We start from the raw sequence: 13,062 nt of genomic DNA, 5'->3' as shown, positions 1-13,062 counted from the left end.
GACCCGTGGGGCGTTTGAGGTTGACAATCACGGTTAAGTTCTCGGGGATGAACTTGTGGGATTACATCGAGGATCGATGGGACCTCATCGTCTTCGAGACCGTGCAGCACGCCAGCATGGTCGCCCAGTGCGTGCTGGTCGCGGCCGTCCTCGGTGTGCTCATCGGCGTGGCCACCTACCGCCGCCCCAGGCCCTCGGCCTTCGCCACGGCGGCCGCCGGAGTGGTGTTCACGATCCCGTCGCTGGCCATGCTCGGCCTGCTGATCCCCCCGCTCGGCCTCGGGGTGGCGCCGAGCGTGACCGCGATCGTGCTGTACGCGCTGCTGCCGATCATCCGCAACACCGTCGTCGGCCTGCGCGGCGTGGACGCGATGCTGGTCGACGCCGCCCGCGGCATCGGCATGAGCCGCCGCAGGTCGCTCACCAGGGTGGAGCTCCCGCTGGCCTGGCCGGTGATCCTGACCGGCATCCGGGTCGCCACGCAGCTCGCGATGGGCATCGGCGCCGTGGCCGCGTACGTCTCCGGCCCCGGCCTCGGCGAGCAGATCTTCTCGGGCCTGGCCAGGCTGGGCGGTGCGAACGCGGTCAACTCCGCCCTGACCGGCACGATCGGCGTGGCGATCCTCGCGCTCCTCTTCGACGGCTGCTTCGTCCTGCTGGGCCGCCTCACCACGCCGGGTACGGGGGCCGTCCGTGGCTGACCAGGCCACCGGCGGCGTGCCGATCGAGCTGCGGAAGGTCACCAAGGCGTTCCCCGGCGGCGGCGAGCCGGCCGTACAGGAGCTGGACCTGAACATCCCGGCAGGCGAGATCGTGGTCCTGCTCGGCCCGTCGGGCTGCGGCAAGACGACCACCATGCGCATGATCAACCGCCTGATCGAGCCGACCTCGGGCGACATCGTCATCGGCGGCCAGAGCTCCCGCGACATCGACCCCGACCGCCTGCGCAGGCACATCGGGTACGTGATCCAGCAGGCCGGCCTGTTCCCGCACATGACGGTGGCCGCCAACATCGCCCAGGTGCCGAAGATGCTCGGCTGGGACCGCAGGCGCATCGCCGAGCGGGTGGACGAGCTGCTCACGCTGGTGGGCCTGGAGCCGGGGCGGTTCCGCGACAGCTACCCGCGCCGGCTCTCCGGCGGCCAGCAGCAGCGCGTCGGCGTGGCCAGGGCGCTGGCCGCCGACCCGCCCGTGCTGCTGATGGACGAGCCGTTCGGCGCGCTCGACCCCATCAGCCGCGAGCGCATCCAGGACGAGCTGCTGCGCCTGCAGGAGGAGCTGGCCAAGACGATCGTGTTCGTCACCCACGACGTGGACGAAGCACTCAAGATAGGCGACCACATCGCGATCATGCAGCGCCCCGGCCACGTCGTGCAGTACGCCAGACCGGCCGAGATCCTGACGAACCCGGCCAGCGAGTACGTCGAGCAGTTCCTCGGCGCCGGCTCCTCGATGCGGCTGCTGCGCCTGACCCAGGTGGGCGACATCGAGCTGGACCAGGTGCCGTACGCGACGGAGGACATGGACGCGCGCGACCTGGTACGCGAGGTCGAGCTCGACGGCCGCGGCTACGCGCTGGTCCTCGACGGCATGCGCCGCCCGCTCAGGTGGGTCGCCCAGAGCGACCTGGAAGGGATCCACGGCCCGGTCGGCACGGCCGGCGACCCCATCACCGGCTCGATCGGCCACCGCATGACCCTCCAGGACGCCCTGGAGACGCTGCTCAACGCCGACACCGACTTCCTGCCGGTGCTCGGCAGGCGCAGGGCGTACGCGGGGGCGCTGTCGCTGGCCACGGTGCAGAACGCTATCCAGTCCATCAAGGCCCGTGAGCGGGAGCGCCGCCTGCGCAGGGGCGAGCCCCGGTGACCGTCGAGAGCGCGGCGGCCAGGGAGGCCACCACCCCGGAGCCGCGGATCGGGCGGTCGTGGCACGTGATCCTGCCGCCGCTGTGCTACGTGCTCATCGGCGTGGCGATGGTGGTCTACACGCAGGTGGCGCCGCTCGACAGCATCGAGCGGGGCTCGCTGAACCTGACGTTCCTGCTCAGGCGCACCTGGGAGCACATCCAGCTCGTGTTCTTCTCCACGGTGCTGGTGCTGGTGGTGGCGCTGCCGCTGGGCGTGCTGCTCACCCGGAGGGCGCTGCGCAGGGCGACGCCCCTCGTGCTGTCCCTGGTCAACCTGGGGCAGGCCACCCCGGCGGTGGGCCTGGTGGTGCTGCTGGCGGTGCTGTTCAGGATCGGGTTCTGGACGGCGGTGGTCGCGCTGTTCGCCTACAGCCTGCTGCCCACGCTGCGCAACACGATGGTGGGGATCGAGCAGGTGGACCCGCGGCTGGTGGACGCGGGAAGGGGCATCGGCATGTCCGCGGCCGGGGTGCTGTTCAAGGTGGAGCTGCCGATGGCGGTGCCGGTCATCCTGTCGGGCGTGCGGACCACGCTGGTGCTGAACGTGGGCACGGCCGGCATCGCGGCGTTCATCGGCTCCGGCGGGCTGGGCGACCTGATCACCACGGGGGTGAGCACGCAGCGCAACCTCGTGCTGATCACGGGATGCGTGCTGATCGCGGTGCTGGCGCTGTTCATCGACTGGCTGGGCGGGCTCGCGCAGCGTTACCTCTCGCCGAAGGGGCTCTCGTGAGGGCACTCCCGGCGGTGCTGCTGCTCGTCGCGGTCACGGCGTGCGGGCTGCGGCCCGCCTCGTCGTTCGTGCCGCCGGTCGAGCCGGGCAGCATCCGGCCGGTGCCCGGCCTCGAAGGCACGCCGATCCGGGTGACGTCGAAGGAGTTCACGGAGCAGCTCGTGCTCGGCAAGATCGCGGTGCTCGCCCTCACCGCCGCCGGCGCGGACGTGGCCGACCAGACGAACGTGCAGGGCAGCGTGAACGCCCGCGCCTCGCTGACCAGGGGCGACGCCGACCTCATGTGGGAGTACACCGGCACCGGCTGGATCACCTACCTCGGCCAGGCGAAGCCGATCCCGGACGCGACCGCGCAGTACGAGGCCGTACGCGACCTCGACCTGCGCGAGAACGGCATCGTCTGGCTGCCTCCCGCACCGCTGAACAACAGCTACTCGATCGGCGCCACCCGCGCCACCGCCGAGAGGTACGGCCTGACGAAGATCTCGGACGTCATGAAGATCCCCACGGCGGAGCGCACGTTCTGCGTCGACCACGAGGCCTTCGGCCGCGACGACGGCTTCCTCGGCATGCTCAGGGGCTACGGCTGGACCTACGGCGGCGACATCCCTAGGGCGAACGTCCGCCGGGTGGCGGTCGGCATCCTGTACAACTCGATCGCCAGCGGCCAGTGCGCGCTGGGCCTGGTCAGCACCACGGACGGCCGGATCAAGGCGCTCGACCTGGTCCTGCTGGAGGACGACAGGCACTTCTTCCCGCAGTACAACGCGGCGGTGACCATGCGCCGCCCCCTCGCCGACGCGCATCCGGAGATCGCCCGGATCTTCGCGCCCATCAGCGCGAAGCTGACCAACGACGTGATGCAGGACCTCAACGCCCAGGTGGACGTGGACGGCGACGTACCGGTGCTGGTGGCCCGCGACTGGCTCAGGTCACAAGGATTCGTGAAATAGCCGGTGTTAGCCATACCCGATCAAGGGCAGGCCGCAGGACATGTCGCAGACACCACCACCCCAGACCCAGCCCTACCCGGGCCACACCGGCGAGATGGCGCCGGAGCCACGCGACGAGATGCGTGACTACGTGGGCCGTGACCTGCTCGACGGCAAGAAGGCGCTGATCACCGGCGGCGACTCGGGCATCGGCCGGGCGGTCGCGGTGGCGTTCGCCAAGGAGGGCGCGGACGTCGCGATCGCGTACCTGAGCGAGCACGAGGACGCCGCGCACACCCGCAAGCTGGTCGAGGAGGCCGGGCGGCGCTGCGTGCTGCTGCCCGGCGACCTCGGCGACCGCGCCCACTGCGCCTCCGTCGTGGAGCAGGCGGTGTCCGAGCTGGGCGGCCTGGACGTGCTGGTGAACAACGTGGCCTATCAGGAGCCCGTGAGCGGCCTGGAGGAGCTGGACGACGAGCAGTGGGAGCACACGTTCGCCGTCAACATCCACAGCTACTACCGCGTCACCAAGGCCGCGCTCCCGCACCTGCGCGAGGGCGCGGCCATCGTGAACACCTCCTCGATCAACGGCCTGCGCGGCAACAAGTCGCTGATCGACTACGCCGCCACCAAGGGCGCCATCAACGCCTTCACCTACTCCATGGCGCAGAACCTGGTCGAGCGCGGCATCCGGGTGAACGCCGTCGCGCCGGGACCGGTGTGGACGCCGCTGATCCCGGCGACCATGCCGGAGGAGAAGGTGGCCAAGTTCGGTGAGCACGTGCCGATGGGACGGCCCGCCGATCCGGACGAGATCGCCCCCTCGTACGTCTTCTTCGCCGCGAACCGGCTGTCGTCGTACTACACGGGCGAGGTGCTGGCCCCGATCGGCGGGGAGACCCTGCCGGGTTAGTCCACGTAGAGGTTGCCGCCGAGCCGCCTGAACTCGGCCGCCTTCTCCGCGTACCCGGCGTCCCTGATCTCGTGGCTGATCCGCATCGAGCAGAACTTGGGCCCGCACATCGAGCAGAAGTGCGCGGTCTTGGCGGGCGCGGCCGGCAGCGTCTCGTCGTGGAACGAGCGTGCCGTCTCCGGGTCGAGCGACAGGTCGAACTGGTCCTCCCAGCGGAACTCGAACCGCGCGTCCGACAGCGCGTCGTCCCACGCCTGGGCCTGCGGGTGCCCCTTGGCCAGGTCCGCGGCGTGCGCGGCGATCTTGTACGTGATCACCCCGGTTTTGACGTCGTCCTTGTCGGGCAGGCCGAGGTGCTCCTTGGGGGTGACGTAGCAGAGCATGGCCGTGCCGTACCAGCCGATCATGGCGGCGCCGATGCCCGAGGTGATGTGGTCGTAGCCGGGGGCGATGTCCGTCACGAGCGGGCCGAGCGTGTAGAAGGGGGAGTCGTCGCAGAGCTCGCGCTGCAGGTCGACGTTCTCCTTGATCTTGTGCATGGGCACGTGGCCGGGCCCCTCGATCATCACCTGGACGTCGTGCTCGCGGGCGGTCCCCGTCAGCTCGCCCAGCGTGCGCAGCTCGGCGAACTGGGCCTCGTCGTTGGCGTCCGCGATCGAGCCGGGGCGCAGGCCGTCGCCCAGCGAGTACGACACGTCGTAGCGGGCCAGGATCTCGCACATCTCGGCGAAGTTCTCGTACAGGAAGCTCTCGCGGTGGTGCGCCAGGCACCAGGCCGCCATGATCGAGCCGCCGCGCGAGACGATGCCGGTCTTGCGCCCCGCGGTCAGCGGCACGTGCGCCAGCCGTACCCCCGCGTGCACGGTCACGTAGTCGACGCCCTGCTCGCACTGCTCGATCAGCGTGTCGCGGTAGACCTCCCACGACAGCAGCTCCGGCCGGCCCTTGACCTTCTCCAGCGCCTGGTAGATGGGGACGGTGCCGACCGGGACGGGGGAGTTGCGCAGGATCCACTCGCGGGTCTCGTGGATGTCGGCACCGGTGGACAGGTCCATGATCGTGTCGGCGCCCCAGCGCGTGGCCCAGGTCATCTTCTCGACCTCCTCCTCGATGGAGGAGGTGACGGCGGAGTTGCCGATGTTGGCGTTGATCTTCACGAGGAAGTTGCGGCCGATGATCATCGGCTCGGACTCGGGGTGATTGACGTTCGCGGGGATGATGGCCCGGCCGGCGGCGACCTCCTGACGTACGAACTCGGGGGTGACGCCCTCGCGCACGGCCACGAACTCCATCTCCCTGGTCACCAGCCCGCGCCGGGCGCACCCGACCTGCGTGACCGGCTGCCCCGCCGCCGCGCGCTCGCGGATCCACCCGGCGCGCAGGTGCGGCAGGCCCCGCCGCAGGTCCGGCTCGTAGGCGGGGTCGGTGTACGGGCCAGAGGTGTCGTACAGCGTCACCGACGAGCCGTTCGACAGGTGCACCTGGCGCATCGGCACCCGCAGCTCACCGCTGTAGACCTTGGAAAAGCGCGCGCTACTCATCGCGCAAACTCCCTTCGCCGGCATTATCCGGAGCAGGTTCTGGCGGTCGGCGGCTGTCAGCCGTCCTCTCAGCCCGGTCCCCACCGGGCTCCCGCGTTGGACGGCGATGATCGTACCCACGCTCCGCCCCACCCGAAACCCTGACAGGCGAGGTTTGCCGGTCGCCGTGAGCGGTAGGGTCCCCATCAGGGGAAACATGAAGAGATTCGCCGCTGTCGCAGGACTACTCGTCGTGATGGCCGCGTCCGGCGCCACCGCAGCCGCCGGGGACGGCATGGATCAGCACGAAGTCAGCCAGGAACAGTACGACACTCTGATCGCCCAGTGCCGCTACGCCGATACGGGGAAGGCGAAATGCCGTGCGGCGGTCAAGCGCATGTACCGCGTCGGCCAGGCCGACCCGGCGCTCGACTGCCGGACCTACTCCGGCGTGACCGTGTGCGGCACGCTCAAGCTCAGCAAGGCCGAGCGCAGATGCACCCGGGACTCCAGGGCACAGGGAGTGCCGTTCCGCCGTGCCGAGGTGGAATGTTACGCACTGTCATGATCGTCGTAGGAGTGGACGGCTCCCGTACCGGGCTGGAGGCCGCCGGCTGGGCCGCCGCCGAGGCCGAGCTGCGGCAGGAGCCGCTGACCGTGGCGCACGCCGTGCCGAGGTGGGTGTGCGAGGGCGCCGTCCACTACGCCGAGGTGGCCCAGTGGATGCGCGACGGCGCCGAGACCGTGCTCAGCGCCGCCTGCGACCGCGCGCGCCGCGTGTGGCCGCAGGTGCGCATGGAGGGCGTGCTGCTGCCGGGCGACCCCCGCTCGGCGCTGATCAAGGCGTCCGAGGGGGCCGAGCTGCTGGTCGTGGGCAGCCGGGGGATCGGCGGGGTGCGGGGGCTGCTGATCGGATCGGTCGCGTACGGGACGGCCGCGCACGCCCGTACGGACGTCGTCCTGATCCACGAGCCGCCCGCGTCCCCGCGCGGTGAGATCGTGGCCGGGGCCGACGGCTCACCGGGCGCCGCGCGGGCGCTCGGGTTCGCCTTCGCCGAGGCCGAGCTGCGCGGCGCGCGGCTGCGTGCCGTACGGGCCTGGGCCTGGCCCCATCCCGGCGGCTTCGAGCCGGCCTCCCGCGAGCGCGAGCAGGACACCCTGCGTTCGCTGAAGGAGTCGCTGGCCCCGCACCGGGAGCGGCATCCGGGCGTGCACGTGATCGCGGAGGTCGTGCACGGGCATCCGGTGGAGGTGCTGAAGGAGACCTCCGCCCGCGCCGACCTGCTGGTGGTGGGTACGCGGGGGCACGGGCAGCTCGCCGGGATGCTCATCGGCTCGATCAGCCAGGCCCTCCTGCACCACGCGCCGTGCCCGCTGGCCGTGGTACGCGGCTGAAAGTTACATCCGTACTCCCAGGTCAGCCCCCCGCCATGATCGTCGTGCTTCCCGGCGCCGCGCCGCCGCTCCTACGATCTGCGCAGGCTACGACGGGAGAGCACACGATGCGCAGCAAGACCGGCTCCGTGCTGGCCGCGCTGGCGGCCCTGGCCGCCGCGGTGTTGATCGCCACCGCGTTATCCGCCACCACCACGGCCACGGCCAGCGCCGCCCCCATCAGGATCATGCCCCTGGGCGACTCGATCACCGGATCCCCCGGCTGCTGGCGGGCCCTGCTCTGGAACCGCCTGCAGAGCGCCGGCCACACGAACGTCGACTTCGTCGGCACCCTCCCGCCGCAGGGCTGCGGGGTGGCCCACGACGGCGACAACGAGGGACACGGCGGCTACCTCGCCACCAACGTCGCCGGCCAGAACCTGCTGCCCGGCTGGCTCTCCGCCACCCAGCCCGACATCGTGCTCATGCACTTCGGCACCAACGACGTCTGGAGCAACATCGCGCCCGCGACGATCCTCGGCGCCTTCACCACGCTGGTGAACCAGATGCGCTCCAGCAACCCGAACATGAAGATCCTCGTCGCCAAGATCATCCCGATGAACCCGTCCACCTGCGGCGAATGCGCCCAGCGCACCGTGAACTTCAACAACGCCATCCCCGCCTGGGCCGCCGCGACCACCACCCCGCAGTCGCCGATCATCGTGGTGGACCAGTGGACGGGGTTCAGCACGGGCACCGACACCTACGACGGGGTGCACCCTAACGCGTCGGGTGACCAGAAGATGTCCGACAAGTGGTACCCGGCGCTGGTGGACGCGATGGCCGGCGGCGGCACCGCCACCCCCACCGTCACCACCACCACGCCTCCGCCTGGTGGATGCACGGCCACCTACAAGGTCACCGGGCAGTGGCATGGCGGCTTCCAGGGCGAGGTCACCGTCAGGAACACCGGGACCACGTCCCGGTCCGCCTGGGCGGTGGCCTGGACGTTCGCCGGCGGTCAGCAGATCACCCAGCTCTGGGGCGGGACGCTGAGCGCGAGCGGGTCCTCGGTGACCGTGCGCAACACCTCGTGGAACGGCCTGCTCACGCCGGGGGCCTCGACCACGTTCGGCTTCCTCGGCTCCTGGAACGGCACCAACCCCGCCCCCGCACCTACCTGCTCGTAACGGCGGCCTCGCCGGCGGCTTCTTCGCTCATTACGGCGGTCTCGTTGCTCGTGATAGGTGCCAGCCGGGGAGCCGCCAGCCGTACGTAGTCGTCGGTGGCCAGCGCCAGGGAGCGGTCGAGCCTGGCGGCGTTGAAGTACAGCTCGGGCTGGTCCAGCAGGGAAGGATCCGCGACCAGCTCGAGCCGGGGGTCGTAGCTGAACGGCAGCACGGTCCCGCTCACGCTGCCCGCCAGCTCCTCGGCCTTCTCGGTGCCGGCGAAGGCCACGTACGTGCCGCCCAGCAGCGCCTTGACGGCCTGCAGATCGAGCCGCGCGTCGCCGGGCACGACGGCCAGCACGTGCCGGGTCTGCTTCTTGCCGATCTTCACCATCACGATCAGGCACTTGGCGGCCTGCGAGACGTCGTGCCCGCGCAGCGCGCTGACCAGCTCGGTCCGCCCCTCGGGCGCGTGGTCGATCAGCCGGTAACGTGCTCCCGCGGCGTCCAGGTCGGCGATCAGGCGCTCGTAGGCGGCGTACGGCTCACCAGTCACTGCTCAACAACTCCTTCGCCGCGGCGATCCGGCCCTCGTCCCGCTGGTAGAACACCCACTGTTTGATCTTCCGGCCGCGGATCAGGCCCACCTTGGCGAGCACCTTGAGATGCTCGCCGCAGGTCGGCTGGCTCACCCCCAGCTTCTCGGCGATGAACAGCGAGCACACGCCGTCACGTACGAGATCGCCGTCGCGCTGCGGCGGGAAGTGCCGCTCGGGCTCGCGCAACCACTCCAGGATCAGCAGCCTCTTGTCATTGGCCAGCGCCTTGACCAGGTCGACGTCCAGCACAAAGCCATTATGGCAATTAGCTAATTACCTGTCCAGTGCTGGTCAGGGGGCCTGCACCACCGGCACGCCGCGGGACCTGCACCAGCGGCTCAGCGGGAGGCCGGCACCATCGGCTCAGCGGGAGGCCTGCACCACCGGAACCCCTTCACTGGCCTGCACCAGCACGAACCCCTGCCCCCTGAACGCCAGCTGCATGGCCTCCCCGCTTCCCCGCCCGATCAGCGCCCCCACCTTCATCGTCCGGTTGACTCCCACCTGCAGCCCCGCACTCCAGCACACGGCCGACTGCCCGTCCGCGAACGTCGGCATCCGCGCCACGTCCAGCAACACCGGCGTGCCATGCGTGGTCACCGCCACCCACCCCGTGCCCGTGATCGTGGTGTTGAACAGCCCGCCGGCCGCCACCCCGGCCCCCTGAACCCGCTGGATGTCCCAGGTGAGCTGCGGCTGGAAGGCCAGCAGGTTGCGCCCGTTGACCGTGATCCCCTCGTTCTCCAGGTAGAACAGGTGGATGTCGTCGGCGTTGTCGGCCAGGTAGAGCAGGCCCTCACCGCGTACCCGCATCAGCGAGGCACCCTCGCCCGTCATGGCCTTCTTGAACAGCTTCCCCAGCCCGCCCGAGCCCTCGTAGTCGAAGTCCATCTGCCCCTGGAAGGCGACCATGGACCCCTGCTTGGCCAGCACCTCTTGCGGCAACTGGACCCGCAACATCTTGCGGTTCTCGAGCGCGAACCCCGGAGGCAACTGCTGGGGATCCAGATTCTGAAAAATCGAGCTACGCACGTTCCAACCCTTTCCTGGCTCTGACCTTCAAGTGTGGCTACTCGCGCCGGCGACTCCCGGCCCACGACGTACGCGTGAGTCTGGTGACTGGGCTCCCGCCCCCTCACAGCCGCGTACGAGCCTCCTCGACCGAACGCATGACGCCCCCTGCGCCACAACCGTCCGCCATCGCACCCGCCTCACCGGCCAGCATTACGGCATCGTCACGCCGCCTACCGTCGAGTGCGATATGAGCCAATCCAACCAGGTTCGCCGCCACCCCCGCCAGAAACCCGATCTCCCCGCGCAGCCGCCACCCTGTGGACCCGTGTGACCCGTGGACCCGTGGCGTCACAACCCAGAGCTCAGCCCGCCACCACCACTCTCAGAGCTCAACCTCACGCCCGGCCGCCAGATCCCGCACGACCTGAATCAACTCCGCAGGATCGAACGGCTTGGTGAGATACGCATCCACCCCGATCCCACGCCCCCGCACCTTGTCGTCGTCCTGAGCCCTCGCCGTGATCAGCACCACCTTGATGTGACTGGTGGCCTCCTCCGCCCGCAACCGCTGCGCCGTCGTCCACCCGTCCAGGAACGGCATCATCACATCAAGCGTGATGACATCGGGCATGACGTCGAGCACCCGCTCCAGACAGTCCTGCCCATCCGTGGCGGTCACGACCTCGAACCCCTCCAGGTTCAGGTTGACCGCGATGAGCTGCCGGATGACCTCGTCATCGTCTACGACCAGTACTTTCCCAAGAACGTCGCCCACGGGCGCAAAGCTAACGTGTAGCGGCCTGGTCACGGGCGGTTTTCGCTGGAAGTGTTCACGAGGCTTTATCTGGTGCCGAGTGGTGGTCGGATGCTGGTAGCCTTAACACTCGTTGAGCCCCCTTAGCTCAGGGGATAGAGCACCGGCCTCCGGAGCCGGGTGCGCAGGTTCGAATCCTGCAGGGGGCACGCAACAGATCTGCGCGGCGGGCACTCTGTCCATTTGAGGACAAGGGGTGCCCGCTTTTGCGTTGTTGATGGGTTCTGTCGCATTCGGGACGGCGGCCTTCGGCATCTCGTCACCACCTCTTCGCGTGGCCTGTCTCCGTGCGTGGGATGTCGCCCCGCTGGTCTCAGAACCCTCTGTTCTCGCTGAAGCTCTTCTGGCGTGAGCCAGCCTGCCGTCAGAACCGGGCAGGCGATCAAGCAGGTCCTCTCGTTTCACTCCGCCAGCGCCCGCTGGTCGGACTTCGGCAGTTCCACCGACAGAAGATGGCGGCGATGGGGACCGAACAGGCGACGTGCGAACAGATCGTGAACGTCCGGGAGCGGATGGTCCTCGCGGACGCGCACGACGTTCGGGTGGCCCGCCGGAACGGCACGCCCCTTGCGGTTCTGCCCCGGCTGGCAGGCCGTGTAGAGGGTCTTGGCCGCGTTGCGCAGGTCGCACTAAGCGACCCCAGGTCGGCCTGCTAGGCCCGAGCGCGGCATGACTTGATCACACCAGGCCGCGGCTCGTCCTCCAGGGCCCGGGGCAAGGCGGTCAGCGCCGTATCCCGGCCGACGAACGCCGCGGCCGGACGGTGTGGCAGACCGTTCATCCCAGGCGGAACCGGCACGCCTTCAGCACGGGGCAAGGGTCGGCGCAGGCCGGAAGAGCCGTGGTGGACGGACAGGTCGCCGGCTGCTTGATACACGAGGCTCTGCCCCGAGCTGTTGGCCTGGAGCTGTACGTTCCTCGCCTGGTCACCGGTGGGTGAGATGCCGGTGTTGTCGCCCACGCTCGACATGCATCCAAAGTGCTCTCCAAACGTATGCATCCGGACTGATAGTGACGAACGCGTGACCCGCCTGAGGCCGCGCCTCCGTCACGTCGCTTGGGGCGACTGGGACGACGTGGAGCGCGACCCGATCTTCGCCCTTGCGCGCGCGGACGGGCATCGCCCGCCGTCTCCCTGGGGCGGTCGGTGAAGATCGCCTTCCCGGTGTCGGGCTCCGGTTCCGATGAACTCTCGCGGGTGAGTGAGCCCTTATCGGCGACTGTCGGTGCCATCCAATCTGGCCATTGATCATGGCGTGACCTGCGCCGCCGTTGCATAGAACGCCTCTGTTCCCAAGCCCTGTATTCGTGATCGCGCAGCTCGGCGTTCCGGCACTAACGAGCCCGCTTGGGACACTGCCAGGTTCCCTGGGACCCAAACCCGTGCACTAGTTCATTTGTCATTGACCAAGTCTCTGGCCGCTGTGGCTGGCCTGCAGCAAGATGCCGCGTCACCTGACAAGCACAAGCGCGGGGAAGCGGCCAACGAGAGGAGGAAGCTCAGTGTAGCGAATGGTTACGTTGTGTAGTGGTGTGAGGAGGTAATGCCGTCGAGTGATACAGGTCCACCCCAACAAGGAGCTCTGATCCCCATGCGTCGTTTCCTCCTTGCTCCGGCCGCCGCCGCCCTGGCCGCGGCCGTCCTACTGGCCGTCTCTCCAGCAGCCTTCGCCAGCCCCGAACCCCACTTGCTCCCCCCGATACGGTCTTTTCCCGGGATGGGTGGCGGGATTTTGCCACTGCTTCCGACCCAGGGCCAGGGGATGGGCTCTGGCGCGAGCCCCGCGTACGGCCTGGAGGGCGTCTCGATCGCGGGCGATCCCGTGAATGGCGGTGGCATGTAGGCGGTGCCCCCATCGCTTACCTGGAACCCCCGGCGCAGGCCGGGGGTCCCCCGTGTCACCTGACGTTGGTGGCCGGCATGTCCTGGCGCTGGGCCCAGGTGGTGAAGGAGACCGGCGCGGACAGGTGCCGGTTCCAGGTGGCGGCGGCCGCGTTCGTCCACCGGTCCATCATCGCGGCGTACTGCTCGGGCGCGAGCTCGGCGACCGGGCGTACGGCGGCGAACCCCGTTCGCGCCTGATC

General features: G+C 69.4%; 14 protein-coding genes, 1 tRNA gene and 1 riboswitch. Of the genes, 10 read left to right on the top strand and 5 right to left on the bottom strand.

Features of this window, described 5'->3' with window-relative positions; translation table 11 throughout:
- Window positions 1-47: 47 nt before the first annotated feature.
- The 5 genes from HD593_RS49385 to HD593_RS49365 are packed head-to-tail and all read left to right on the top strand — an operon-like array spanning window position 48 to window position 4,487.
- The gene (locus tag HD593_RS49385; RefSeq protein WP_185109806.1) at window positions 48-701 is read left to right on the top strand and encodes an ABC transporter permease; all 654 of its coding nucleotides are present in this window, start codon (window positions 48-50) and stop codon (window positions 699-701) included.
- The gene (locus HD593_RS49380) at window positions 694-1,869 is read left to right on the top strand and encodes an ABC transporter ATP-binding protein (protein ID WP_185109805.1); all 1,176 of its coding nucleotides are present in this window, start codon (window positions 694-696) and stop codon (window positions 1,867-1,869) included. Before HD593_RS49385 ends, HD593_RS49380 begins: the two co-directional genes overlap by 8 nt.
- Window positions 1,866-2,642 carry an ABC transporter permease gene (locus tag HD593_RS49375; protein ID WP_312904311.1) on the top strand — a complete coding sequence of 259 codons (777 nt, stop codon included), beginning with the start codon at window positions 1,866-1,868 and terminating at the stop codon, window positions 2,640-2,642. Before HD593_RS49380 ends, HD593_RS49375 begins: the two co-directional genes overlap by 4 nt.
- Window positions 2,639-3,595, top strand: a complete 957-nt coding sequence (locus HD593_RS49370) for a glycine betaine ABC transporter substrate-binding protein (protein WP_312904310.1) — start codon at window positions 2,639-2,641, stop codon at window positions 3,593-3,595. The genes HD593_RS49375 and HD593_RS49370 overlap by 4 nt, the downstream gene beginning before the upstream one ends.
- A 40-nt stretch (window positions 3,596-3,635) precedes the next feature.
- Window positions 3,636-4,487 carry an SDR family oxidoreductase gene (locus tag HD593_RS49365; RefSeq protein WP_185109803.1) on the top strand — a complete coding sequence of 284 codons (852 nt, stop codon included), beginning with the start codon at window positions 3,636-3,638 and terminating at the stop codon, window positions 4,485-4,487.
- Here the strand turns inward: HD593_RS49365 and thiC are convergent.
- Window positions 4,484-6,028 (bottom strand): phosphomethylpyrimidine synthase ThiC, encoded by a 1,545-nt coding sequence (thiC, locus tag HD593_RS49360; RefSeq protein WP_246547154.1) that lies wholly within the window; start codon window positions 6,026-6,028, stop codon window positions 4,484-4,486. The two genes, HD593_RS49365 and thiC, sit on opposite strands and share 4 nt — an antisense overlap.
- A riboswitch (TPP riboswitch) is annotated at window positions 6,021-6,133 on the bottom strand. Its footprint overlaps the gene before it by 8 nt.
- Before the next feature lie 91 nt (window positions 6,134-6,224).
- Between thiC and HD593_RS49355 the strand changes: the two genes are divergently transcribed.
- From HD593_RS49355 to HD593_RS49345, 3 genes are all read left to right on the top strand, one after another.
- Window positions 6,225-6,575 (top strand): hypothetical protein, encoded by a 351-nt coding sequence (locus HD593_RS49355; protein WP_185109801.1) that lies wholly within the window; start codon window positions 6,225-6,227, stop codon window positions 6,573-6,575.
- Entirely contained in the window at window positions 6,572-7,402 is an 831-nt protein-coding gene (locus HD593_RS49350) for a universal stress protein (protein WP_185109800.1), read from the top strand. Before HD593_RS49355 ends, HD593_RS49350 begins: the two co-directional genes overlap by 4 nt.
- 107 nt (window positions 7,403-7,509) lie before the next feature.
- Window positions 7,510-8,571, top strand: a complete 1,062-nt coding sequence (locus HD593_RS49345) for a cellulose binding domain-containing protein (RefSeq protein ID WP_185109799.1) — start codon at window positions 7,510-7,512, stop codon at window positions 8,569-8,571.
- Here HD593_RS49345 and HD593_RS49340 read toward each other — a convergent pair.
- The 4 genes from HD593_RS49340 to HD593_RS49325 all read right to left on the bottom strand — a co-directional run bounded on the left by HD593_RS49340 (window position 8,558) and on the right by HD593_RS49325 (window position 10,938).
- Window positions 8,558-9,106 (bottom strand): YbaK/prolyl-tRNA synthetase associated domain-containing protein, encoded by a 549-nt coding sequence (locus HD593_RS49340; protein ID WP_312904309.1) that lies wholly within the window; start codon window positions 9,104-9,106, stop codon window positions 8,558-8,560. The genes HD593_RS49345 and HD593_RS49340 overlap by 14 nt on opposite strands.
- A complete protein-coding gene (locus HD593_RS49335) occupies window positions 9,096-9,398 on the bottom strand; it encodes an ArsR/SmtB family transcription factor (protein WP_185109798.1) in 303 nt (100 codons plus the stop codon). The genes HD593_RS49340 and HD593_RS49335 overlap by 11 nt, the downstream gene beginning before the upstream one ends.
- Before the next feature lie 114 nt (window positions 9,399-9,512).
- Window positions 9,513-10,181, bottom strand: coding sequence for an AIM24 family protein (locus HD593_RS49330; RefSeq protein WP_185109797.1), 669 nt, complete (start codon window positions 10,179-10,181; stop codon window positions 9,513-9,515).
- A gap of 364 nt (window positions 10,182-10,545) precedes the next feature.
- On the bottom strand, window positions 10,546-10,938 hold the full coding sequence (locus HD593_RS49325) for a response regulator transcription factor (RefSeq protein ID WP_185109796.1): 393 nt from the start codon (window positions 10,936-10,938) through the stop codon (window positions 10,546-10,548).
- 116 nt (window positions 10,939-11,054) lie between these two features.
- Here HD593_RS49325 and HD593_RS49320 point away from each other — a divergent pair.
- A tRNA-Arg gene (locus HD593_RS49320) sits at window positions 11,055-11,126 on the top strand.
- A 1,772-nt stretch (window positions 11,127-12,898) separates the two neighbouring features.
- Window positions 12,899-13,060, top strand: a complete 162-nt coding sequence (locus tag HD593_RS49315) for a hypothetical protein (RefSeq protein ID WP_185109795.1) — start codon at window positions 12,899-12,901, stop codon at window positions 13,058-13,060.
- Window positions 13,061-13,062: the final 2 nt, after the last annotated feature.

Source organism: Nonomuraea rubra, from assembly GCF_014207985.1.
In the GTDB taxonomy this organism is placed as follows: Bacteria; Actinomycetota; Actinomycetes; order Streptosporangiales; family Streptosporangiaceae; genus Nonomuraea; species Nonomuraea rubra.
This window is presented reverse-complemented; position numbering and strand designations above follow the sequence as displayed.

Coding starts and splice junctions, on each gene's coding strand:
- HD593_RS49385 (WP_185109806.1), top strand. CDS start 48: ATGAACTTGTGGGATTACATCGAGGATCGATGGGACCTCATCGTCTTC.
- HD593_RS49365 (WP_185109803.1), top strand. CDS start 3,636: ATGTCGCAGACACCACCACCCCAGACCCAGCCCTACCCGGGCCACACC.
- thiC (WP_246547154.1), bottom strand. CDS start 6,028: ATGAGTAGCGCGCGCTTTTCCAAGGTCTACAGCGGTGAGCTGCGGGTG.
- HD593_RS49355 (WP_185109801.1), top strand. CDS start 6,225: ATGAAGAGATTCGCCGCTGTCGCAGGACTACTCGTCGTGATGGCCGCG.
- HD593_RS49315 (WP_185109795.1), top strand. CDS start 12,899: ATGTCCTGGCGCTGGGCCCAGGTGGTGAAGGAGACCGGCGCGGACAGG.
- HD593_RS49345 (WP_185109799.1), top strand. CDS start 7,510: ATGCGCAGCAAGACCGGCTCCGTGCTGGCCGCGCTGGCGGCCCTGGCC.
- HD593_RS49350 (WP_185109800.1), top strand. CDS start 6,572: ATGATCGTCGTAGGAGTGGACGGCTCCCGTACCGGGCTGGAGGCCGCC.